The following is a 21,883-nucleotide window of genomic DNA, read 5'->3' as shown; positions in this document are numbered from 1 at the left end:
ATAGATACCTTCTCATGGCAACGATCGACCTTCCCTCGCGCGCGCAGGACGAGCCCGTCAAGCACCGGCGCGCGCCGGCGTGGCTGCAGGCCACGCCGCTCTCGCTGACCTTCCTGCTGTTCTTCATCGTGCCGCTCGTCATCACGTTGATCGTCAGCTTCTGGGACTTCAACGAGTATCAGATCATTCCCGCGTTCACGCTGAAGAACTACGCGGCGATTTTCAACGGCTGTTCGTCGACGACCGACCTGTGCGTGACCTTCAAGACCTATTGGTCGACGCTCAGGTTCTGCGCGATCGTGTGGGCCACAACCTTGCTGCTCGGTTTTTCGATCGCTTATTTCCTCGCGTTTCATGTGCGCACGACGAGCATGCAGACGGTGCTGTTCCTCGTCTGCACGATTCCGTTCTGGACCTCGAACGTGATCCGCATGATTTCGTGGATGCCGTTGCTCGGCCGCAACGGCCTCGTCAATCAGGCGCTGCTCGGCGCGCACGTGATCGATCAGCCGCTCGAATGGCTGTTGTATTCGAACTTCTCGGTGGTGCTGGCGTTCGTGCATCTGTACACGTTCTTCATGATCGTGCCGATCTTCAACGCAATGATGCGCATCGACCGGTCGCTGCTCGAAGCCGCGCGCGATGCCGGCGCGAGCGGCTGGCAGGTGGTGCGCAACGTGGTGCTGCCGCTTTCGAAAACCGGCATCGTGATCGGCTCGATCTTCGTCATCACGATCGTGATGGGCGACTTCCTGACCGTCGGCGTGATGGGCGGCCAGCAGATCGCATCGGTCGGCAAGATCATTCAGGTGCAGACCGGCTACCTGCAATTTCCCGCCGCGGCGGCCAACGCGATCATTCTGCTGGCGGTGGTGCTGATGATCGTGTGGGCTTTGACGCGGGTGGTCGATATCCGCAAGGAGCTGTGAGGATGCAGACGGTTCGGCTCAAGCATCGGGAACATCGTCCGGCCAGCTTCTATTGGCTCGCGCTGCTGTTCGGCCTGTTCGTGCTGTTTCTGTACGGGCCGGTGATCACGATTTTCATTCTGTCGTTTCAGGGGCCCGAGGGCGGGCTCACGTTTCCGATGCGCGGCGTTTCGCTGCACTGGTTCGCCGTGCTGCGCGACGGTGTGGGCGACATCGACATCTGGGCCGCGTTCGGGCGCTCGGTGCGGCTTGCGCTCGCCGTCACGATGCTGACCGTGGTGTTTTCCGTTGCCGCGGGATTGGCGTTTCGCCGGCGCTTTCGCGGCGATACGGCCGTGTTTTATGTGTCCGTCGCCAGTTTGATCATGCCGTCCATTATCGTTTCGCTCGGCATCGGCTTGACGTTCCGGCTGCTCGATAACGGCGCGAAGTATCTCGCCACCGCGTGGGGCTATCAGTCGTTTGCCGACAGCTACACGACCTCGATGGGCCTGTTTTCTTCCGCGCTCGGCGCGCATTTGACGTGGACGCTGCCGTTCGGTTTGCTGGTGATGTTCGCGGTGTTCAACCGTTTCAATCCCGCTTACGAAGAAGCGTCGCGCGATCTGGGCGCGACGCCGTGGCAGAGTTTCCGGCATGTGGTGCTGCCGATCATCGGACCTTCGGTGGTGGGCGTGGCGATGTTCGGCTTCACGCTCTCGTGGGACGAAATCGCCCGCACCTCGCAGGCCATCGGCGATCAGAATACCTTGCCGCTCGAACTTCAAGGCCTCACGACTTCGGTGACCACGCCGGTCATTTACGCGCTCGGCACGATGACCACGGTTCTTTCGCTGACTGTCATGGCGGTATGTCTGATTTCGGTGCGCTTACTGGCACGCAGGCGCGCGGTCGCGGGAATGAAATAGCCCGCGTATCCGCGGATGCAAAAACCCAAAAACCATTTCACCGTCTGTTCTAAGAATCGGCCAAATACTTCGTTGCAAGGCAAGCGGCTCGTCCCGTACCGTTCTCTGATTGCGCCTCGCGCGCGCCTAGCATTGGAGAACCCATGTCAGCATCGGAGACGCACGACGGTCCGAGTCACACTATTGCCGACGCCGCTCAACTGTTCGGCGAAGATCATTTGACGCGGCGTTTCGCGGCCAGATTCGCGCCCGTGTTCGAGCGCATCGCGCAGGGCGCCGTGGAACGCGAGCAAAAGCGCGAGCTCGCCTACGCGCCCGTGGAATGGCTGCGTGAAGCCGGCTACACCAAACTGCGTGTGCCCAAGGAGTACGGCGGCGAAGGCGTCTCGCTCACGGAATTCCTCACGCTGGTCACGCGTCTCGGCGAGGCGGATTCGAATCTCCCGCAGATCCTGCGCGTGCACGGCGGCTTCATCGAATCGCTGCTGGAAAACGGCGACGAACCGTTGCGCGACCGCTGGCTCTCGCGTATCGCGCAAGGCCAGATCGTCGGCGGCGCGGTGTCCGAGCGCACCGGCGTCACCAACAACAGCGTGCGCCTCACGCAAGCCGACGGCGCGTGGCATCTCGACGGCGAGAAGTACTACACCACCGGCACGCTGTACGCCGATTGGGTGGACGTCACCGCGCACGACGGACAAAGCGACGTGCGCGTACTCGTGAAGTCGGACGCGCCGGGTCTCGCCCGCATCGACGATTGGGACGGTTTCGGCCAGCGTCTCACCGGCAGCGGCACGGCGCGTTTCGACCATGTGCCGGTCGCGCCCGAGAATCTCTACCGGCGCTTCAACGCCGCGGAGCCGCGCCGCAACAGCCTGCTCACCGCGTATTACCAGGCGCTGCATGTCGCGAATCTCGCGGGCATCAGCCGGGCGGCGCTGCGCGATGCGGTGGCGTTCACGCAAGGCAAGACGCGGACCTTCGGCGTTCCGGGCGAGTCGAGTCCGCGCGAGAATCCGCTGGTGCATCGCGTGGTGGGCCGCCTCGCGAGCCTCGCTTATTCGACGCAGAGCATCAGCACGTCGCTCGCGCGCGCGCTCGACGAAGTTTCGGCCGCGCGGCAGGAAGGCCGCACCGACGAAGCGACCTACATCCGCCTCGACATTCAAACCTTTCAGGCGCAGCAGATCGTGATCGAGCAGACGTTGCAAGCCGCCACGCTGCTGTTCGAAGTGGGCGGCGCATCGGCCACCAGCGAGACGCGCCGCTTCGACCGCTACTGGCGCAACGCGCGGGTGCTGGCGTCGCACAATCCGGCGATCATTCGCGAGGCCGCTATCGGTGATTTTTATCTGAACGGGCGCGCGCATGAGGAGCGCTTCGGCGTGGCGCGGCAGGCGGTGTCGGGGCAATAGCGCGGCACGGTTCATGTGGCACGGCGTCGAGCGCATGCGCTAAGCTTGCGGAATCAACAGCCCTGACGAGCGACATGAAGACCCTGCCCGCTTACGAGCCTCCGGTCGATGAAGAACAGCTTTTGCTGAAGTGGATCCGGCGCGCGCGCGAATCGCAGATGAGCCATTACGACATGGCCGACCTGCTCTCCGCGCGTGAGCGCACGATGGGCTGGCTGGTGACCGCGTTGACCGCCTTCGTGGGCACGGCGGTATTTGCATCGTTGAATTCGACGGCCGTGTCGCCGGCGCTCAGAATCGTCGTGGGCCTCGTGAGCGTGACGGCCGCGGTCTCCGCCGCGCTGCAAACGTTCCTCAAATACGCCGAGCGCGCGGAGAAGCATCGCGCCGCCGGTGCGCGCTATGGCGCGGTGCGGCGCAAACTGGAAGCCGTCTTCGCAGGCGACGCCGACGCGCGCAACGGCCACTATCTGGCCGCGATACGCGAGGAGCTCGACCGGCTCGCCGAAGATTCACCGAACGTGCCGCCGCGCGTGTTTTATCGCACGCAGCGAACGCTCGCCACCGACTCGGAGCGAAGCCGCGATGCGTGACAGCTTCGTTCTCAGGCGCTGCCGCCGAGATCGTCCACGTTGATGCCCAACTCGGCCGCCATGCGCTTCACTACCGTCTGAAGCCGGTTCACTTCGTCGGCGAGCCGCTTCTGCTCGGCCTTCACGGCTTCGAACGCGGAGAGCGGCACCATGTCGTCGTCATCGCCCGGCTGCGCCAGCTCGCTCGCGCTCACCTCGCCGCACAGCAGATGCGTCCAGCGGTTCTCGCGCTCGCCCGGCGTGCGGGCCAGCTTCACCACGCGCGGCGGATCGTTCGCGGCGAGTTCGTCGAGAAATGCTTCCACCGACGAGATGTCGGCGAAACCATGCAAGCGCGCGCTGTTCAGGCGCAACTCCGCCGCGGTTTGCGGACCGCGCAGCAGCAAGGTGGTCAGCAACGCAGCCGATTGACTCGGCAGTCCCAGCACGCGGTTCATGTTGTGCTCGAAGCGCGGCACGCGGCTGCTGCTGCCTTCCATCACGAGGCTTAGCCGCTTCAAGCCGTCGACGGCGGTCAGCACTTCGGCTTCCGTTGCGTTCATGACCGGCGCGCGGCCGGTTTTCTGGTTGCAGCCCAAGGTCAACGCATTCAACGACAGCGGATAGCTGTCCGGCACGGTGTGCTGCTTTTCGACGAGTACGCCGAGCACGCGCCCCTCGAGCAAGGTCAACGCGCGGATGGGGGGACGGGAAGGAGCGTCGGGAGTGGTGTTCATAAATGGATGTTGCGGCATGAGTCGCCGGGTCTCGTGGATGATGTGCCTGACAGTCGCACAGCCGGGCGGCGATTTCTGGTTGGTGGGCATCATGATAAACGGCCCGGCGGTTCGCGGTGGACGAATCGCAGGTGAGCGGATCGTGCGGGCCGACGCGGACGGAATTGGCGGCAGAGACGATTTTGGCGCGTTGACTTCATCTCATATTAGAGATACCTTCCCGGATATGGAAACAGACGCCACCGAAGACAACGCCATCGACCGCCGCATCGCCCAGCGTCTTCGCGCGCTGCGCGCCGAGCGCAACTGGTCGCTCGACGATCTCGCGAAGCTGAGCAACGTGAGCCGCGCGACGCTCTCGCGCCTCGAAAACGCGGCCGTGAGCCCCACCGCGAGCGTGCTCGGCAAACTCTGCGTAGCGTATGGCCTGCCGATGTCGCGCCTCATGCACATGGTGGAAGAAGACTTCGCGGCGCTCGTGCCGCGCGCCGCGCAGCCGCTGTGGACCGACGCCAGCGTGGGCTTCCGGCGCCGTTCAGTGTCGCCGCCTGCGCAAGCGCTGAGCGGCGAAGCGCTGGAATGCGAACTCGACGCGGGCGTGCGCATCGACTACGAGGCGTCGCCGCGGCCCGGGCTTGAACATCATCTGATTTTGCTCGAAGGGCAATTGCAAATCACCGTCGACGGCCAGAGCCATGATCTCGAACCGGGCGACTGTCTGCGTTATCAACTGTTCGGCCCGAGCGCATTCGTGACGCCCGCGCATAGCGCCGCGCACTACATCCTCTTCATCGTGTGAGCCGGCATGCGCGCTATTACCATCACGTCCCTTTCCGCCGACGACCTCGTTCGCCATCTTCCCGAACTCGGCGCGCTGCTGCGTGCCTGTGTGCATGACGGAGCCAGCATCGGTTTCGTGTTGCCGTATGGCGTCGAGGAAAGCGAGGCGTTCTGGAGCGGCAAGGTATTGCCGTCGCTGCGGGCGGGCAGACTGAAGTTGTTCGTCGCGCGGCTGGGCGATGCGATTGCCGGCACCGTGCAACTGGATTACGACACGATGCCGAATCAGCGTCATCGCGCGGAAGTGCGCAAGCTGCTGGTCCACCCCGCGTTTCGCCGCCGGGGTGTCGCGAGAGCGCTGATGATGGAACTGGAAAGCCACGCGCGGCGACTCGAACGCAGCCTGCTCACGCTCGATACCCGCACCGGCGACAGCGCCGAGCCGCTTTATGCGGCGCTGGGTTATCAGACGGTGGGTGTGATCCCGGCTTATGCGCGCGCACCGCATGACGATGGATTCGATTCGACCACCATCATGTATAAGGCGCTATAGCCGCGGGTTGAGCGTGACAGGGTGTCGATGGCGAGGTCGAACGACATCACGCCATGGCTATCGCTCTCTTCACTCTCTTCGCTCAGCGCCGCGGATCGAGCGCGATACGCACCGCGAGACCGGCCAGCACCGTGCCCATCAGCCAGCGCTGCACTTGCAGCCAAAACGGCCGCCCCGCGAGAAACCCGGCAATCGATCCGGCCATGCTGGCGATCAGCGCATTCACCGTCACCGCGATGACGATCTGCACGCAGCCGAGCGCGATCGATTGCGTCAGCACACTGCCGTGTCCCGGTGAAATGAATTGCGGCAGCAGCGACAGATACATCACCGCGATCTTCGGATTCGCGAGGTTCGTGACGAGGCCCATCGTAAACAGCTTGCGGCTGCTGTCGTGCGGCAGATCGCGCACCTGGAACGGCGAACGGCCGCCGGGCTTGACCGCCTGCCACGCCAGATACAGCAGGTAGAGCGCGCCGCCGAAACGCAATGCGTCGTAGGCGTAGGGCACCGTCAACAGCAACGCGGTAATGCCGAACGCCGCGCAGAACATGTAGAACACGTAGCCGAGCGCCACGCCGCCGAGCGAGACCAGCCCCGCGCGCCGCCCCTGGCAGAGCGATCGGGAGATCAGGTAGATCATGTTCGGCCCTGGCGTCAGCACCATGCCGAACGAGACGAGAGCGAAAGCGAGCAGCGTTGCGGCGGTGGGCACGGCATTCTCCTGGGTGATTGTTGTGAGTCGGACAATGCCGCCAAATATAGCCGATGTGGCGGATTCCAGCTTGCAATCGATTCAGCCCGAATCCGCTTGCAGCAGTGCCCGGCAATGCCGTGCGATCTGCTTTTCTTCCTCGGTATGAATCGCCCTCACCTTGCCTGCCGGATCGCCTTCGGCGAGTCCGAGGAACGACAGCCCGTCGCATACGCGTTTGCGAATCTCCTGACTGTGCTCGCCGATCCCCCCGGTAAACACCAGCAGATCGATGCCGCCGAGCAACGCCGCATAAGCGCCGATCGTCTTGCGCACGGCGGTGGCGAACGCGTCGAGCGCAAGCGCCGCATTCGCATCGCCGGCCGCGGCGCGTTTTTCGAGCGCCTGCATGTCGCTCTCGCCGTCCGCGTAACCGGCGAGTCCGCTGTGGCGATTCAGGAGCGTTTCCAGCGCGTCGGCATCGAGCTTCTCCACGCGCATCAGATACAGCAGCACGCCCGGGTCGAGGTCGCCGCTGCGCGTGCCCATCGGTACGCCGCCCGTCGGCGTCATACCCATCGACGTATCGACCGATTTGCCGTCGCGCAGCGCGCATACGCTCGACCCGTTGCCCAGATGCGCGAACACGGCGCGCGCCGGTAAGTCGGCACCGAGGCGGGTCACCAGCGATTCATACGACAGACCGTGAAAGCCGTAGCGAATCACGCCCGCCGCCGCATAACGGCGCGGCAATGCGAGCTGTGCGGCAAGCGGCGGCAGCGTCGCGTGAAACGCCGTATCGAAGCAGGCGAAATGCGGCGCGTCGCCGAAAATCTTCGCTGCTTCGTCGATCAAGCCGAGCGCGGGCGGGATATGCAGCGGCGCAAAGTGCACCGCATCCTGCAAGCGCTGGCGCACTTGCGCCGTCAAGCGCTGATGCGTGCGCAGATGCGGCCCGCCATGCACGACCCGGTGCCCCACCGCCGCGGGCCGCGCGTGGTTCTGCTGCGCGAGCACGGTGGCGAGCTTTTGCAGCGCATCGGTTTGCGACTCCAGCACGTGCGCCTGCTGCGCCAGCACGCGGCCGTCGGGCGACTTGATGCGCAAGCTGCCGTCGCGCCGGCCGATGCCTTCGGCGCTGCCTTCCAGCAGCAAGGCTTCGTCGTCGCCCGAGCGCGTGAAGAGCCCGAACTTCAGCGACGACGAACCGCTGTTCAGCACCAGAATCGGCGCGTGGCCCGGATGATCTCGCGTGTTCATGACGGACCTCGCTCAGCTTCGCCACGTCCAGTTGCTGATTTCTTCCTTGTCGATACCCTCGGCATGCGCATGAGCGAGATGCTCGATGATCTGCCCGCGCAGCCATTCCTTCGCATGATCGCCGACGCCGCGCAGCTTCGGCACGCGGTCGATCACGTCGATCGCGAGCGAGAAACGGTCCACCTGATTGATGATCGCCAGTTCGAGCGGCGTATTGATGTTGCCCTTCTCGTGATAGCCGTGCACGTGCAGATTGTCGTGATTGGTGCGGTTATACGTGAGCTTGTGCACGAGCGACGCATACGAATGAAAGTTGAAGATCACCGGCTTGCTGGTGGTGAACAGCGAATCGAAATCGCGATTGCTGAGGCCGTGCGGATGCGCATGCTCGGGCATCAGGCGAAACAGATCGACCACGTTGACGAAGCGGATCTTCAGATCGGCGAAGCGCTCCTTCAGAAGCTGCACGGCGGCGAGCGCTTCCATCGTGGCGATGTCGCCGGCGCAGGCGACCACCACGTCGGGCTCGGCGCCCTGATCGGTCGACGCCCAGTTCCAGATGCCGATGCCCTTGGTGCAATGCGTGACGGCGGCGTCCATGTCGAGATACTGCAAATGCGGCTGCTTGTCGGCCACGATCACGTTGACGTAGTCGCGCGAACGCAGGCAATGATCGGCGACGCTCAACAGGCAGTTGGCGTCCGGCGGCAGATAAATGCGCACCACGTCCGGGCTTTTATTGGTGACGACGTCGAGAAAGCCGGGGTCCTGATGCGTGAAGCCGTTGTGATCCTGGCGCCATACGAGCGACGTGATCAGCAGATTGATCGACGGCACCGGCTGGCGCCAGCGAAGCTCGCGCTTCGACTTTTCCAGCCATTTGGCGTGCTGGTTGAACATGGAATCGATCACGTGCACGAACGCCTCGTAGGTGGCGAACAGGCCGTGCCGGCCGGTCAGCACGTAACCCTCGAACCAGCCTTCGAGCGTGTGCTCGCTGAGCATTTCCATCACGCGGCCGTCCGGCGCGAGCGCGCCGCCGTCCGCGTCGTTCGGCTCGCTTTCCGCGAGCCAGGTTTTCGCCGACGCGTCGTAGATCGCCGTCAGCTTGTTGCTCGCGGTTTCGTCGGGCCCGAACACGCGGAAGTTCGTCATGTTGTGGCGCATCACGTCGCGCAGAAACTTGCCGAGCGCGTCGGTGGGCGAGGTGTAGGAGCCGCCCGGTTTTTTCACGGCCACCGCATAGTCGCGAAACGGCGGCAGATCGAGCGCCTTGCTCAGCAAGCCGCCGTTCGCATGCGGATTGGCGCTGATGCGGCGCGCGCCCTTGGGCGCGAGCTCACGCAACTCTTTCACCAGACGCCCGCTTTCGTCGAATAGCGACTCGGGCTCGTAACTACGCAGCCACTCCTCGACCAGTTTCAGGCTCCTGCCGTTCGCGACCGGATCGAGCACCGGCACCTGATGCGCGCGCCACGAGCCCTCCACCTTGTGGCCGTCCACTTCCTTCGGACCGGTCCAGCCTTTCGGCGAACGCAGCACGATCATCGGCCAGCGCGGGCGCGATGCGTCGTTGGTTTCACGCGCGTGCTGCTGAATCGCGCGAATCTCGCCGATGCATTGATCGAGCGTCGCCGCCATGTGCTGATGCATGGAGTCGGGATCGTCGCCCTCGACGAAATACGGTTTGTGGCCGTAGCCGGTCAGCAGGGCTTCGAGTTCCTCGCGGGGAATGCGCGCGAGAATGGTCGGATTGGCGATCTTGTAGCCGTTCAGATGCAGAACCGGCAGCACCGCGCCGTCGCGGATCGGATTGAGGAATTTGTTCGAATGCCACGCGGTGGCGAGCGGGCCGGTTTCGGCCTCGCCGTCGCCGATCATCACCGTGACGATCAGATCGGGGTTGTCGAACGCGGCGCCGTAGCCGTGCGACAGGCTGTAGCCGAGTTCGCCGCCTTCGTGAATCGAGCCTGGCGTTTCCGGCGTGCAGTGCGAGCCGATGCCGCCCGGGAACGAGAACTGCCGGAAGAAGCGCCGCATGCCGGCTTCGTCCTCGCTGCGGTCGGGGTAGATTTCGGCGTAATGGCCCTCCAGATAACTATGCGCCAGCGTGGCCGGCGCGCCGTGACCTGGGCCGGCCACGTAGATCATGTCGAGATCCAGCTTGTTGATCAGCCGGTTCAGATGCACCAGCAGGAAACTCTGCCCAGGGTCCGAGCCCCAATGGCCCAGCAGGCGGTTCTTGATGTGTTCGGGTTTGAGCGGTTCGCGCAGCAGCGGATTGTCGCGCAGATAGATCATGCCGGCCGAAAGGTAGTTGCAGGCGCGCCAGTAGCGGTCCATGTTGCGCAACGTGTTCGGGTCCAAGGTTTGTGGCGGCGTGGGACGGGAGGTTGCTTCGGCCATGACGTGACTCCTCGAAAGGGACTCTCAGGCAGGTTAGCGGATGCGGCAGCGGTGTGACAGGCGGCGTGCGTCAGCGTTCGATGCAATCGCGCAAAGCTTGATCTGGCTCCGGGTGCGCGTGTTATGCATGCGCGCCGTGCATGCGTCGCCGCAGGCATTGTGCGAGTATTAAGACCATATTAAGCGAATGTGTTTAAGCTCCTCATGCTGAATGCGCGACGGCGGACCGCATCTGGCGTATTCCGCATTGTTCGCCTTTCATATCAACCTCACCATGTCGACTCCCAGCCGCTTCAAGACGCCCCTGATCGTTGTTCTCTCGCTCGTGCTGTTGTGCGCGGGCCTCGCTGTTTTGGTCGGCATCTTTGGGTTGCTGGTTAAGGTGTTTGGTGGTGGGTAGCGCGGTGCTGTTGGGGGTGCGGCGGCGCAGCATGTTTGTGCTGGTTGAGGTCTCCGGCGCCGCCGGCTAGCGGCTGCGCTCCCTATCCATTCATGGGTAGAGAATTCTGCAAGCTTGTGAATGGAGCGCTGCTTAACCAGCGATACCACTCAATGCGCGATCATGCGACCTCGCTTTGGTCGAGCCCTTGCTCTCGCATCCGCGCGTCAGTAACAACCTCGAAACTTTCCGGACTCGCGGCTCCCTTGCGCTCGGGACTATCGGTGATGATGTCGCCGTTATCGAGCACGCTACCCACATACGCGAATCGGGCGAGTTCTGGATCGGTTCGCATCGCGAGCCCGCTAACGACTCGCGCGGTGGTTCCGTCCGCATACTGCACGCGGTCGCCGATCACGCCGACGTTCACCCGCGCACCGTCCACATTCCATTCGCCGCCCGGCTCTCGCAGCACGCCGCCGCGCGCGGTAGTCGATCCACAAAGCGCAAGACGCAAACCCGGCCGATGAGGCGGCGGAACATACGACGGATCGAACAGCCCCTCGGGTGTTTCATCCGCGCCGACGAACAGGCCCGACTCGCCATCGTCCCACGGAGTGGATACGATCCTGTCGCCGTTGCTCAGGCGGCTCCCCACAAGCGCGAAACAGCGATCGCCATCTGACCCGAGCGAGCCCGAGCCATCGATAACGACAGCTTCGCTACCGTCGCGATAGCTGACGATATCGCCGACCAGCGCCACCTGAAGCCCGCCAATAACCCTCTCCGACGACGCGCAAGTGACATAGCCGCCGCGCCCTGTACGCGCGCCAATGGTGGCGAATGCGTACCTCGTGCCTTCACGTTCCCGTCTGTCCGACATCTCCATCCCTCCACGAAAGGTGCAGCGCAACCGGGGCTGAAATCACGACCGGCGCGATAGAGCGGTTTCTCTCCGCTGGCCCGAAATCCTCGGTGGAAGCAAGCCGTCCTCATATCGGACAAGTATGAAAAAGGGCACGAATCATGCGTATTGCATCGCGCGCGCATTCAATTGACGTGCGACAAATCCGATATGGTGAATTGGGTGCGCGCGGGCATGCGCTGCATGCGGGGCACGGAATGTGTATGCTGGCTGAGATTCCCGGCGTGCATGACGCGCGCCGACTGAAAGGAGATGCCATTGACGGACCACACTGAACCTTCACCGTCCGCGAAACCGCAACTCGATCCCGAGTTGCTCGAACTGGCGCATGAAGTCTTCGACCTCGCGCGGCGCGGCGACGCCACCATGCTCGCCGCCGTCATCGAAAAAGGCGTGCCGCCGAACCTGCGCAACGATAAAGGCGACAGCCTCGTCATGCTCGCGAGCTACCACGGTCATGTGGATGCCGTGCGCACGCTGCTCGAACTCGGCGCCGATCCGAATCTGCGCAACGACAACGGGCAAACGCCGATCGCGGGCGCCGCATTCAAGGGCTTCGATGCGGTGATCGAAACCTTGCTCGCGCATGGCGCGGACGTGGAAGGCGCGTCGCCGGACGGCCGCACCGCGCTGATGGTCGCCGCGATGTTCAATCGCACGGCGATCATGGACTTGCTGATTGCGCACGGCGCGAACCCGCAGGCCCGCGACGCCAACGGCGTGACGGCCACGGATGCGGCGGGCAGGATGGGCGCGCGAGACGCGCAAGCGCGCTTGAAGGAACTGGGTTCCTGAGGGTTGCGTTGCGCGCCGGGGTTGGTGTAAGGATCGGCGTCCGGAAACCGACCCCTGCCCGCTACCCTTTCGCGCCCATCAGCAACGCCACATCGATCTCCGCCAATTCGCCGATCCTTTCTATCGTCACATCGGCCGGCGGATTATTCGCAATCTCTTTCGGATCGAAAGCATAGTGGCCCTGGCGGGGAAACACCGTGGTCAATTCCGCGCCCCACGCCTTTTTCATGGCCGCGAGAATCCGCAATTTATCGTCCACCATCACATAGCGGCGCGCCGGATAACACGCCATCACCTGATCGAGCATCTGCTCCTTATGGACGTAAATCAGCACGCGGCCCTCGACCTCTTCCCATAGGCCCGAACGGGCGATCTTGCGCGGCTGGAACACCACGTCGCCATCGGAGAGAATCACCGTGGGCCCATGTTTCGCCAGATTCCGGAGCGCATCCAATGCGCCGGGATACAGGCGGTTCGCAAACGGATAGTCGATCAGGAACGACGACATCAACAGCAGGCGCGTATCTCGCGGATGCCCCATCCTGTAACGCTGCAACGCGCCCAGGTAGTCGGCATAGCCGAGTTCGGCGCGCAAGTCCTCGAAAATTTCCCAGTACTGCGCGCTGTTCTCCGCGCCGAATTCGCGCATCATGTGCGCGCGCAAATCCGTCAGCACATGATCGTTGTCGAGCAAGGTGTTGTCGCAGTCGAACAGGAACACGACGTCGTGCGGCGCGGCTTGAGTGGCTTGCATCGCGATTCTCCGGGTTGGCGCTGTCAGTCAGGTCTTCGGCCCGCCGTCGGGCGTGGCCGCTTTCTCGAGGTGGCCGCCGAAGTCATGCCGCATCGCCGACAGCACGCGGTTCGCGAAGTCCGCCTCGCGCACAGGACAAAAGTTAGCAGCGTTGCAGCGCCCGTGCAGCGAACCTGACATCGGCCGGCTTATCAGCCACTCCAGCGGCGCGCTATTGCCGCCGCGCCTGCACCCTGCCGTACTGCTCGCGCGCGATGCGCCGCAGCGCGCGCCACATCAGCGGATAGCGATAACCCGGCACCGCGAACAGCACCAGCGCGCACAGCGCCAGCAAACCGCAGATCAGAAACGTGCCGCGATAGCTGAACGCCTGCACCAGCAAGCCCGACAACACACCCGAGAGAATCGAGCCGACCCGCGCCGCGTTGAAGAACAGCGCGGTGGCGCGGCCGGGCGACTGCGGCATCAGATCCTGCACGTAGGTCATGCCGAGGCACGAAGTCACCGCGACGACGAACGCGTTGAGAATCTGCATCGGGATCAGCACATGGACGCTGCCCGCCAGCGACATCGCGACGAAATACGCCGCGTGAACCGCCGCGCACGCCGCGAGCCAATTGGGCTTGTGCAGCGCGGACGACTTCGCGCCCAGCGCGAGCATCATCGGAATTTCCATCAACGCGCCGAGGCCGAGCATGATCGACACGTCCAGGTGCGTGCCCTCCAGGCCGTGCACGATGTAGAGCGGCAGCACGATCATGGTGGCGTTCGCGGCGAGGCCGAGCAGCGTGAGCGCGGCCACCGCGCGGCGAATATCGTTCGGCGACGCGACGCCGGGCAGATGCTCATGCGCCTCTTCGCCGGGCGTGGTCAGCGGCGGCACGGTAATGGAAGCCGACGGCTCCGAGGCCGTGTCTTCCACCGTGTGATCGCCCAGGTGGCCTTGCGGCTCCCGCATGCGCCAGACGATGACCGCGCAGGCCGCGAAACTGGCGGCGGCGAACAGGAACAGCCCATAAAAGCCGGTGCCGGCGAGCACCAGCGCGCCCACCGACGGGCCGAACACCCACGCCGCCGACAGGATGGTCCGCAAGGATGCGCTGGCGAACGCGCGTTCCGCCGCATCCGGCACGGGCAAGGCCGCGCGGCTGAACGAAAACACCATCGAGATGGCCGAGCCGCCCGCGCCGATAAAGACGATGCCGACCACCAGCAGCAACCGGTAGTCACGCACCACGCACAGACACAGATAGCCGAGCGCGGCGGCCACGAGCGCCGCCAGCAAGAGCGGCCGATGCCGTCCGCTCGCATCGCTCCAGCGGCCGGCAAAGGTGCTGGCGAGCACCCCGCTTGCCGCGATCAGCGTCATGAATACGCCGAGCCTGAACGGCGTCATGTCGGCGCGCTCGACGCCGAACAGCGACAGATAGGGAGCGGTGAAGGACATCGCCACCCCGAGCATCAGCGTGGCGGCGGCGAGCGGCTTGAAGCCGGGAATGCGCAGCAGGTCGAAAAAACGGGAGGTTTTCAACACAGGGGGCGGTGGGGTCAGGGAAAGAGCGCCTGCGGGCGCGACGCGCGCCGCCGACTTCGTGGCCGGAACGACCGGGGCATTATCGGCCGAGGCCGCGCTCGCGTAAACCCGCGTCGCCGCATCCCAACTTATATTTCACGCGCTGATCGGCGAACGGTGGAGGCGGCGTGAGCGACTTGCCGCGCGCAGCGCGCAGGGTTGCGCCGCGGCCTTGCAATCGCCGGCGAGGTGGAACGCGGCATGAGTGTCACGAATGCCTGGCGCCTGGCGATATCCGGTCCCCGCCTGCGTCTTGCAGAAGCGTGTAGCCGCGCCGCTCCAGCGTCCGGCGGTGCCACTCATTGCCATAGGCGCCGCACGCCACGCCGAACACGACCGACAGCACCAGCCCGATCAAGCCGGCCGTTTCACCCCACAGCCCCGCGAAGAACAGCACCGTGCTGATCCCGAACATGACGAACGAGGCGAACCACATTCTCTTCGACAAGGCCCACACGAAACCGAGCAACAACGCGCCCCAACTGAAGCCGGTCGCGACCGCGACGGTTTCGTCCTTGCCCGGATGGCGCAGATAAATCCTTTCTTGCATTTGCCTTCCTGAATCCTTCGTGACCGCTAACGGCGAGTGGACCGCGCGAGTTGACCATCCGAGTTGATCATGCGAGTTGACCATCCGAGCTGACCATGTTCACACGCCGCGTCGGCAAGACCGCAAGTGTGCATCAAATTCGCGCGCCCACGCGTCCCACCGCAAGCCGCCCGACACCGCGCCCCGGCACTCAACGCGGCAAGCGCGGCCTCGCTGACGATCCCGAGCATAGCTGCTACTCTTGACAGATGCCTTATCCAACCACGCGCCAACCCACGCGCGGGCGCTTCCCTGGCAGCGGAAACAGCGCCCGCACGGATCAACGAGCTTCGGAGCAAGCATGGCAACACGAACCGCCTATTCCACCCGCGCCCCCTCGCGAGCCGAACTCGACGCCCTGCCGGGCGCCACGGTGATCGAATTCGGCACGGACTGGTGCGGCTACTGCCAGGGCGCGCAAGCGTCGATTGCCAAGGCGTTCGAGCCGCATGCCGGCGTCAGGCATCTCAAGATCGAGGACGGCCCCGGCCGGCCGCTCGGCCGCTCGTTCAAGATCAAGCTCTGGCCCACGCTGATTTTCATGCGCGACGGCGTCGAAGTCGCGCGCGTCGTGCGTCCGACCAGCGCCACGGAGATCGCGCAAGCATTCGCGTCGCTATGAACCGGGCGCGTCGCGTCGATCGAACCCACTGAAGAACCCACCCGCAGCATCGCCTGCCCATCATGCGACAAGCCCTCCACCACCTGAGCGTCAAGGCCCGCAGCCGCGGGCTCGTCGAATTCACCGACGAAGCGCGCCGCTTCGTCGCCGCGCAGTCGATCGGCACCGGACTCCTCACGCTGTTTTGCCGTCACACGTCCGCCTCGCTGCTGATCCAGGAAAACGCCGACCCCTCGGTGCAGCGCGATCTGGAACGCTACTTCGCGAGCCTCGCGCCCGAGGACGCCGGGCGCTACGAACACAACGCCGAGGGTCCCGACGACATGCCCGCCCACCTGCGCACGGCGCTCACGCAAGTGCAGTTGACGGTGCCGGTCGAGCACGGGCAGATGGTGCTCGGCACATGGCAGGGTTTATATCTGTTCGAGCATCGCCGGCACACGCAGGCGCGCGACATCGTGCTGCATCTGATCGGCGAATAAGGCTAATGAGGCGCTAAAAAAGCGCGAATAAAGCGGCGCGGGCAACGTTGTTCGAGCTGCGTTTGCTGCAAGATTCATCCGCGAACCGGATCAAAGGGAGCACATCTCATGGACACCCGTAGCGAACTGCAAGCCACCGTCAGTGCAATGGTTCAACCCGGCAAGGGCCTGCTCGCCGCCGACGAAAGCGGCCCGACCATCGCCAAACGCTTCAAGACGATCGGCGTCGAATCCAGCGAGGAGAACCGCCGCGCCTATCGCAACCTGCTGCTTACCACGCCGGGCCTCGGCGAATTCATCAGCGGCGTGATTCTCTACGAGGAAACGCTCGGCCAGAAAGCGGACGACGGCACGCCGTTCCCGCAACTCGCCGCCGCCAACGGCATCGTGCCCGGCATCAAGGTCGACCTGGGCAAGATCCCGCTCGCGCTGGCTCCGGGCGACGAAATCACCCAGGGTCTCGACGGCCTCGCCCAGCGTTTCGTCGACTACAAACGGCAAGGCGCGCGCTTCGCCAAATGGCGCGCGGTGTACAACATCACGGCGAGCTTGCCGAGCCGCCTCGCGATCGAGGCGAACGCCGATTCGCTGGCGCGCTACGCGGCCATCTCGCAGGAAGCCGGCATCGTGCCGATCGTCGAGCCGGAAGTGCTGATGGACGGCGACCATTCGATCGAACGCTGCGCCGAAGTCACCGAGACCGTGCTGCACGAGGTGTTTCATGCGCTGCACCGGCACCGCGTGGCGCTCGAACACATTCTGCTGAAGCCGAGCATGGTGCTCGCCGGCTCCGAACACGCGCAGCAGTCGCCTGTCAGCGACATCGCCGCCTACACCGTGCGGATACTCAAGCGCACGGTGCCGTCGGCGGTGCCGGGCATCGTGTTTCTGTCGGGCGGGCAAACCCCGGAAGAAGCCACCGCCAACCTCGATGCAATGAACCGGCTCGGGCCGCTGCCGTGGAATCTGAGCTTCTCGTATGGCCGCGCGTTGCAGGAACCGCCGCTGCAAGCGTGGCGAGGCGACCCGAGCAAGGTGCTGGAGGCTCAGCAGGCGTTGCTCAAGCGCGCGCGTCTGAATCGCGACGCGGCGCTCGGCAAGTACGAGGCGGTGCAGGAAAAGGGCTAGCCTTCCGGCGAGGCGCTGCGCCGGGTGCCGGGTGGCAGGCGGCACTGCGCCCAGGCTCAGGCCATGCCGGTGCGGTTGGTGGTGATGCGCGCGATCTTGTCGAGCAACGCGTGCAGTGAAACCGGCTTGCCGAGATGACCGTCATACCCCGCGCGGATCGCCCGCGCGGCGTCTTGCGGGCGGCCGAAGCCGGTCAACGCGAGCGCCGGCACCGAGGCCGTGCCCGGCAGCTTGCGCAGCGCGGCGATCAGTTCGTAGCCGTCCATGCCCGGCATACCGATATCCGACAGGATCAGATCGAACTGCTGATGCGCGGCGATCGTCAGCGCCGCCGCGCCATTGGTTTGCGGCCACACTTGCGCGCCTTCGAGCTCGAGCAGGCTCTGGAACGCCTGCAAGCTTTCCGCCGCGTCGTCGACCAGCAGAATCTTCATGCCCTTGAGCAAGCTGGCGTCGCAAGGCGTTTCGCGCGCTTCGCTCGGCATCGTCGTGCTGTCGGCCGGCAACCAGACGCGAAAACGCGCGCCCTTGCCGACGCCCGCGGATTCCGCCTGCACATGCCCGCCGTGCATTTCCGTCAGTTGCTTGACGAGCGCGAGTCCGATGCCCAATCCGCCGCTGTGCCGGCGGTGCGCGCCCTCGGCCTGGCTGAACATGTCGAACACGTTCGGCAGGAACGACGGTTCGATGCCGCGCCCGGTATCGCGCACCTCGACGCACGCATAGCCTGCTTCACGCGACAAAGTCAACGCGATGCGCCCGCCCGGCGGCGTGAACTTCACCGCGTTGCTGGCGAGGTTCCACAGAATCTGCTCGAAGCGCACCGGGTCCGCCTCGATGAAGAACGGTTCGCTCACGCCCTTCACGCTCACGCTCACCTGGTGCGCCAGCGCCTCGGCCTCGATCGCGCTGGTTACCGACGCCGTGATCGCCGCGATGTCCACCCGCGAGCGATCGAGCGCCAGCTTGCCGGTTCGCACGCGCGACAGGTCGAGCAGGTCGTCGATGATCTTCGCGAGGCTGATCACTGAACGGCGGATCGCGTCCGCCGCATCGTGCACGACCGGCAGGCCCTGCGTGGAGGGCGCGCGGTCCAGCATGTCGGCCTTCACGTGAATCAGGTTCAGCGGGTTCTTCAACTCGTGCGAGAGCACCGCGAGGAATTCGTCCTTCAGGCGGCTCGCCGCCTCGACCTTCTGCCGGACCGAGCGTTCCAGCGAAATCTTGCGTTGTTCGAGCGCCTCGGTGCCCTTGCGCTGCGTGAGGTCGCGCAAGATCTTCGCAAAGCCGCGGAAACTGTCCGACGCCACCGGCGTGATCACGCCGCTGCAATAGAGCCGCGTGCCGTTCTTGTGAATGTACCAGCGCTCGTCTTCCACGCGGCCGTCGGACTGCGCGCGCTGCCGCTCGGTGGCGGGTTCGTTCGCCTCGCGCTCTTCCTGCAGATAGAGCCGGTCGAGCGTCTGCCCCGTCATCTCGCTCTCGCTATAACCGAAGATCCGCTCCGCGCCCTTGTTCCAGGTCACCACGCGGCCTTCCATGTCCTGCACGATGATCGCGAAGTCGTTGGTGCTTTGCGCGGCGAGATGCAGGCGTTCCTCGCTGACACGCACCAGTTGTTCGGCGCGCCGCAGCGCCGTGATGTCGACGATGGTCAGCACCGCGCCGTCGATGTGGTCGTCGGTGGTGCGGTACGGCGAGAGCCGCGTGAGGAAATAGCGCCCGTCGGTGCCGCGAATCTCGCGCTCGATCAGTTGCAGCGATTCGAAAACGGTCGCCGTGTCGTCGGCGAGCTGCGGGTAATCGAGCCGGTGCGTGATGTCGTGCAGCGGTCGCCCGAGGTCGGAGGGAATCACGTTGAACAGTTCCGTCGCGGCCGGCGTATAGCGCTTGATGCGCATGTCCCGGTCGACGAACAGCGTGGCGATGCCGGTGGAGGCGATCACGTTCTGCAAGTCGTCTTTCGCCTTGCCCGTCTCCTCGATCTTGGCCTGCAACTCCGCGTTGACGGTGAACAATTCCTCGTTCAACGATTGCAGTTCTTCCTTGCTGGTCTCGAGTTCCTCGGTGGCGGCGCGCAGTTCCTCGTTGATCGCCTGCAATTCCTCGTTCGAGGCCTTCAGTTCCTCGGTCGACGCCTCCGATTGCTCGACCGTCGAGCGCAATTCCTGCTTCGTGCGATGCAGCTCGTCCTCCAGATGCACCAGCAACGAATCCTGCACCGTCGGACTCGCGCCCTCGCCTCGCTTCGCGGCAGGCACGACGGCGGCGATCTCCTCGAACAGCACGAGCGCGAATTCCGGCGCATCCTCGGTGCGCCGGTACGCGCGCACGATGATCCGCACGCTCGCCTGCGGCGAGAATTCGATCGCGGGCGTCGTCACCTCCTGATTGCTGCGCAGCGCCTGGAACAGGGCGGCGCGCAGTTGCAGACGCAGCGCCGGATTCACCAGCATGATCAGGTTGTACGACGGCTCGCCGCGCACGAAACGCAGAAAGCGGCCGGCGTGCTCGGACATGTGCAGAATGTTCGCGTCCGTGTCGACCACGACGCTCGGCGGCGCATACAGCTCGAGAATCCGATGATGCAGCGCGGAGAACGGCAAGGCCTGCGGCAGCGGCTGCGGCGCTCCCGCGCTGGCGGTGGTGGTCGCGCCGCCATGCTGAACGACCGGCATGCTGATCGGCGGACGCACGGCGCTCGTCACCATGTTCGCGCGATAGATGCGGTGTTTCTTGTCGACCGGCGTGAACAGGTCGCCCGCGGCTTCCGCGGATTCCGAACTGCCGAGCAGCAGATAGCCGCCCGGCTGCAACGCGAAGTGAAACATCTGCAGCACCTGGGTCTGCACGTTGCGGTCGAGATAGATCAGCAGATTGCGGCACGACACCAGGTCGACGCGCGAAAACGGCGGATCGCGCAGCACGTTGTGCACGGCGAACAGCACCCGCTCGCGGATCGCCTTGCTCACCCGAAAGCGCGAGCGTTCCGGCGTGAAGAACTGGCGCAGGCGCTGCGCGGACACGTCAGCGGTGATCGACTCGGGGTAGAGGCCCGCGCGGGCGAACGCGATCGCGTGTTCGTCGATGTCGGTGGCGAATACCTGGATCGGTATGTCTTCGTGCCGCTCGGGATGTTCGGCGAGCAGCATGGCGAGCGAATACGCTTCCTCGCCCGTCGCGCAGCCGGCGACCCACGCGCGCACCGGGTCGTCCTCGGATTTCTTGTGAAAGAGCCTCGGCACGATCTCGCGCTCGACGACTTCGAAGGTATCCCGATCGCGAAAGAAATTGGTCACGCCGATCAGCATGTCCTTGAGCAGCGCCGGCGTTTCGTCAGGGTGCGTGAGCACGTAGTCCTGGTAGGCCTGCAGATCGGGAATGCCGTTGACCTGCAGACGGCGTTCGATGCGCCTCAGGATCGTGGCGCGCTTGTAGTGGCGGAAATCGTGGCCGGTGCGGGCGCGCAGCGTGGCGAGCACGCCGAGCAACGCCCGCTCGGCGGTGGAAGCGGGATCGGGCTGCGCGAGCGCGAGCGTTTCGGGTTCGTCGTCCACGGGCGGCAGGTGAATCGCGCGGGCGTTCTCAGCCAGCTCGCGCAGCTTGCGCGGCATCTCCGCGACCGGCAGCACGATGTCGATCATGCCGGTGGCCAACGCGTTCTGCGGCATTTCGGGGTGTTCGGCGTCCGCCGGATCCTGCGCGAACGTCACGCCGCCCTGCTCCTTGACGCGGCCGATGCCGGTCGCGCCGTCCGCGCCCGTGCCCGACAGCACGATGGCGATGGCGCGTTCGCGATGCGCGTCGGCGAGACTGCGGAAAAACAGGTCGATGGCGATGGGCCGGCCACGCGGGCGGTCGGCCTCGATGGGTGTGAGATGGCCGTCGTCGAGCGAAAGATCGTGCGAGGGCGAGATGACATAGACGTGGTTCTTCTGCACCTGAACCCGCTCCCGCACCTGGTTCACCGGCATGCCGGTGGCGTGCTGGAACACCTCGTCCGCGCTGCTCGCATGATCGGGCGACAGATGCAGCACCACGACGAAGGCCATGCCCATGTCAGCCGGTGCGTTCTCGAAGAAGCGCAGCAGCGCCTGCACGCCGCCCGCGGAAGCGCCGATGCCGACGACCGGAAAGTCGAGTGCGCCCGCGCCGCGCGTGACGGATCCCGCCGGCTTGCCGACGGCTTTGCCGGACTCCGCTTCGATGCCTGCTTGTGCGCCTGCCTGCGCGTCTGCACGCGTAGTCGCGTCCGCTTGCGCGTCTGCCCGCGTAGTCGTTGGAGACGCCCCTGCCTCACTGCCGCCCATACTCATCCTTGTGTGCTGCGCCTCTGCCGGCCTCGCCCCGTGGCGCGATGCGCGCCGCCGCCTCCAACCAGT

Annotated in this window: 20 protein-coding genes; 10 read left to right on the top strand and 10 right to left on the bottom strand. The window is 64.8% G+C overall.

The window, feature by feature from the left end:
* Positions 1-14: 14 nt before the first annotated feature.
* From CUJ90_RS30620 to CUJ90_RS30605, 4 genes are all read left to right on the top strand, one after another.
* A complete protein-coding gene (locus CUJ90_RS30620; RefSeq protein ID WP_073428392.1) occupies positions 15-929 on the top strand; it encodes an ABC transporter permease in 915 nt (304 codons plus the stop codon).
* A 2-nt stretch (positions 930-931) separates the two neighbouring features.
* Positions 932-1,837, top strand: coding sequence for an ABC transporter permease (locus CUJ90_RS30615; protein ID WP_073428393.1), 906 nt, complete (start codon positions 932-934; stop codon positions 1,835-1,837).
* Positions 1,838-1,980: 143 nt separating this feature from the next.
* Positions 1,981-3,252 carry an acyl-CoA dehydrogenase family protein gene (locus CUJ90_RS30610; protein ID WP_073428394.1) on the top strand — a complete coding sequence of 424 codons (1,272 nt, stop codon included), beginning with the start codon at positions 1,981-1,983 and terminating at the stop codon, positions 3,250-3,252.
* A gap of 74 nt (positions 3,253-3,326) precedes the next feature.
* Entirely contained in the window at positions 3,327-3,845 is a 519-nt protein-coding gene (locus CUJ90_RS30605; RefSeq protein WP_114164543.1) for an SLATT domain-containing protein, read from the top strand.
* 11 nt (positions 3,846-3,856) lie between these two features.
* Here CUJ90_RS30605 and CUJ90_RS30600 read toward each other — a convergent pair whose 3' ends face one another.
* Complete coding sequence (locus tag CUJ90_RS30600) at positions 3,857-4,561, bottom strand: YceH family protein (protein ID WP_073428396.1); 705 nt, start codon at positions 4,559-4,561, stop codon at positions 3,857-3,859.
* Positions 4,562-4,787: 226 nt separating this feature from the next.
* Between CUJ90_RS30600 and CUJ90_RS30595 the strand changes: the two genes are divergently transcribed.
* Both CUJ90_RS30595 and CUJ90_RS30590 read left to right on the top strand, forming a co-directional pair.
* Positions 4,788-5,360 (top strand): helix-turn-helix domain-containing protein, encoded by a 573-nt coding sequence (locus CUJ90_RS30595; protein WP_073428397.1) that lies wholly within the window; start codon positions 4,788-4,790, stop codon positions 5,358-5,360.
* 6 nt (positions 5,361-5,366) lie between these two features.
* The gene (locus CUJ90_RS30590; protein WP_083082391.1) at positions 5,367-5,894 is read left to right on the top strand and encodes a GNAT family N-acetyltransferase; all 528 of its coding nucleotides are present in this window, start codon (positions 5,367-5,369) and stop codon (positions 5,892-5,894) included.
* Positions 5,895-5,976: 82 nt separating this feature from the next.
* Here the strand turns inward: CUJ90_RS30590 and CUJ90_RS30585 are convergent, their stop codons facing one another.
* The 4 genes from CUJ90_RS30585 to CUJ90_RS30565 all read right to left on the bottom strand — a co-directional run bounded on the left by CUJ90_RS30585 (position 5,977) and on the right by CUJ90_RS30565 (position 11,516).
* A complete protein-coding gene (locus CUJ90_RS30585; protein WP_073428399.1) occupies positions 5,977-6,609 on the bottom strand; it encodes a LysE family translocator in 633 nt (210 codons plus the stop codon).
* An 81-nt stretch (positions 6,610-6,690) separates the two neighbouring features.
* Positions 6,691-7,848: an acetate/propionate family kinase gene (locus CUJ90_RS30580; protein ID WP_073428400.1), complete on the bottom strand. Its 1,158-nt coding sequence runs from the start codon at positions 7,846-7,848 to the stop codon at positions 6,691-6,693.
* Between the two features lie 12 nt (positions 7,849-7,860).
* Positions 7,861-10,254: a phosphoketolase family protein gene (locus CUJ90_RS30575; RefSeq protein WP_083082394.1), complete on the bottom strand. Its 2,394-nt coding sequence runs from the start codon at positions 10,252-10,254 to the stop codon at positions 7,861-7,863.
* Positions 10,255-10,814: 560 nt separating this feature from the next.
* Positions 10,815-11,516, bottom strand: coding sequence for a PAAR domain-containing protein (locus CUJ90_RS30565; protein WP_083083055.1), 702 nt, complete (start codon positions 11,514-11,516; stop codon positions 10,815-10,817).
* Between the two features lie 294 nt (positions 11,517-11,810).
* Here CUJ90_RS30565 and CUJ90_RS30560 point away from each other — a divergent pair, with 294 nt between their 5' ends.
* Entirely contained in the window at positions 11,811-12,353 is a 543-nt protein-coding gene (locus CUJ90_RS30560; RefSeq protein ID WP_114164542.1) for an ankyrin repeat domain-containing protein, read from the top strand.
* Positions 12,354-12,414: 61 nt separating this feature from the next.
* Here the strand turns inward: CUJ90_RS30560 and CUJ90_RS30555 are convergent, their stop codons facing one another.
* The 4 genes from CUJ90_RS30555 to CUJ90_RS30545 form a co-directional block, all read right to left on the bottom strand.
* A complete protein-coding gene (locus CUJ90_RS30555) occupies positions 12,415-13,107 on the bottom strand; it encodes an HAD family hydrolase (protein WP_083082398.1) in 693 nt (230 codons plus the stop codon).
* Positions 13,108-13,134: 27 nt separating this feature from the next.
* On the bottom strand, positions 13,135-13,287 hold the full coding sequence (locus tag CUJ90_RS32755; protein WP_161553739.1) for a hypothetical protein: 153 nt from the start codon (positions 13,285-13,287) through the stop codon (positions 13,135-13,137).
* Between the two features lie 31 nt (positions 13,288-13,318).
* Positions 13,319-14,641 (bottom strand): sugar efflux transporter, encoded by a 1,323-nt coding sequence (locus CUJ90_RS30550; protein ID WP_083082400.1) that lies wholly within the window; start codon positions 14,639-14,641, stop codon positions 13,319-13,321.
* Positions 14,642-14,888: 247 nt separating this feature from the next.
* Complete coding sequence (locus CUJ90_RS30545) at positions 14,889-15,230, bottom strand: DUF2628 domain-containing protein (RefSeq protein ID WP_073428407.1); 342 nt, start codon at positions 15,228-15,230, stop codon at positions 14,889-14,891.
* A 340-nt stretch (positions 15,231-15,570) separates the two neighbouring features.
* Between CUJ90_RS30545 and CUJ90_RS30540 the strand changes: the two genes are divergently transcribed.
* The 3 genes from CUJ90_RS30540 to CUJ90_RS30530 all read left to right on the top strand — a co-directional run bounded on the left by CUJ90_RS30540 (position 15,571) and on the right by CUJ90_RS30530 (position 17,501).
* The gene (locus CUJ90_RS30540; RefSeq protein ID WP_073428408.1) at positions 15,571-15,891 is read left to right on the top strand and encodes a thioredoxin family protein; all 321 of its coding nucleotides are present in this window, start codon (positions 15,571-15,573) and stop codon (positions 15,889-15,891) included.
* A gap of 62 nt (positions 15,892-15,953) precedes the next feature.
* A complete protein-coding gene (locus CUJ90_RS30535) occupies positions 15,954-16,373 on the top strand; it encodes a secondary thiamine-phosphate synthase enzyme YjbQ (RefSeq protein WP_073428409.1) in 420 nt (139 codons plus the stop codon).
* A gap of 108 nt (positions 16,374-16,481) precedes the next feature.
* Entirely contained in the window at positions 16,482-17,501 is a 1,020-nt protein-coding gene (locus CUJ90_RS30530; protein ID WP_083082402.1) for a class I fructose-bisphosphate aldolase, read from the top strand.
* Positions 17,502-17,557: 56 nt separating this feature from the next.
* Here the strand turns inward: CUJ90_RS30530 and CUJ90_RS30525 are convergent, their stop codons facing one another.
* Entirely contained in the window at positions 17,558-21,811 is a 4,254-nt protein-coding gene (locus tag CUJ90_RS30525) for a CheR family methyltransferase (protein ID WP_114164541.1), read from the bottom strand.
* Positions 21,812-21,883 lie beyond the last annotated feature (72 nt).

This window comes from Paraburkholderia terricola, from assembly GCF_003330825.1.
GTDB classification, from domain to species: Bacteria; Pseudomonadota; Gammaproteobacteria; order Burkholderiales; family Burkholderiaceae; genus Paraburkholderia; species Paraburkholderia terricola.
Note: the sequence above shows the minus strand (reverse complement) of the source record. Positions and strands in the feature narration are given on the sequence as shown.

What these genes read in the sequence shown, in the direction of transcription:
- CUJ90_RS30615 (WP_073428393.1), top strand. Translation starts at nt 932, where the DNA reads ATGCAGACGGTTCGGCTCAAGCATCGGGAACATCGTCCGGCCAGCTTC.
- CUJ90_RS30610 (WP_073428394.1), top strand. Translation starts at nt 1,981, where the DNA reads ATGTCAGCATCGGAGACGCACGACGGTCCGAGTCACACTATTGCCGAC.
- CUJ90_RS30540 (WP_073428408.1), top strand. Translation starts at nt 15,571, where the DNA reads ATGGCAACACGAACCGCCTATTCCACCCGCGCCCCCTCGCGAGCCGAA.
- CUJ90_RS30600 (WP_073428396.1), bottom strand. Translation starts at nt 4,561, where the DNA reads ATGAACACCACTCCCGACGCTCCTTCCCGTCCCCCCATCCGCGCGTTG.
- CUJ90_RS30530 (WP_083082402.1), top strand. Translation starts at nt 16,482, where the DNA reads ATGGACACCCGTAGCGAACTGCAAGCCACCGTCAGTGCAATGGTTCAA.
- CUJ90_RS30620 (WP_073428392.1), top strand. Translation starts at nt 15, where the DNA reads ATGGCAACGATCGACCTTCCCTCGCGCGCGCAGGACGAGCCCGTCAAG.
- CUJ90_RS30535 (WP_073428409.1), top strand. Translation starts at nt 15,954, where the DNA reads ATGCGACAAGCCCTCCACCACCTGAGCGTCAAGGCCCGCAGCCGCGGG.
- CUJ90_RS30525 (WP_114164541.1), bottom strand. Translation starts at nt 21,811, where the DNA reads ATGGGCGGCAGTGAGGCAGGGGCGTCTCCAACGACTACGCGGGCAGAC.
- CUJ90_RS30575 (WP_083082394.1), bottom strand. Translation starts at nt 10,254, where the DNA reads ATGGCCGAAGCAACCTCCCGTCCCACGCCGCCACAAACCTTGGACCCG.
- CUJ90_RS32755 (WP_161553739.1), bottom strand. Translation starts at nt 13,287, where the DNA reads ATGTCAGGTTCGCTGCACGGGCGCTGCAACGCTGCTAACTTTTGTCCT.
- CUJ90_RS30590 (WP_083082391.1), top strand. Translation starts at nt 5,367, where the DNA reads ATGCGCGCTATTACCATCACGTCCCTTTCCGCCGACGACCTCGTTCGC.
- CUJ90_RS30605 (WP_114164543.1), top strand. Translation starts at nt 3,327, where the DNA reads ATGAAGACCCTGCCCGCTTACGAGCCTCCGGTCGATGAAGAACAGCTT.
- CUJ90_RS30555 (WP_083082398.1), bottom strand. Translation starts at nt 13,107, where the DNA reads ATGCAAGCCACTCAAGCCGCGCCGCACGACGTCGTGTTCCTGTTCGAC.
- CUJ90_RS30560 (WP_114164542.1), top strand. Translation starts at nt 11,811, where the DNA reads ATGCCATTGACGGACCACACTGAACCTTCACCGTCCGCGAAACCGCAA.
- CUJ90_RS30545 (WP_073428407.1), bottom strand. Translation starts at nt 15,230, where the DNA reads ATGCAAGAAAGGATTTATCTGCGCCATCCGGGCAAGGACGAAACCGTC.
- CUJ90_RS30595 (WP_073428397.1), top strand. Translation starts at nt 4,788, where the DNA reads ATGGAAACAGACGCCACCGAAGACAACGCCATCGACCGCCGCATCGCC.
- CUJ90_RS30565 (WP_083083055.1), bottom strand. Translation starts at nt 11,516, where the DNA reads ATGTCGGACAGACGGGAACGTGAAGGCACGAGGTACGCATTCGCCACC.
- CUJ90_RS30580 (WP_073428400.1), bottom strand. Translation starts at nt 7,848, where the DNA reads ATGAACACGCGAGATCATCCGGGCCACGCGCCGATTCTGGTGCTGAAC.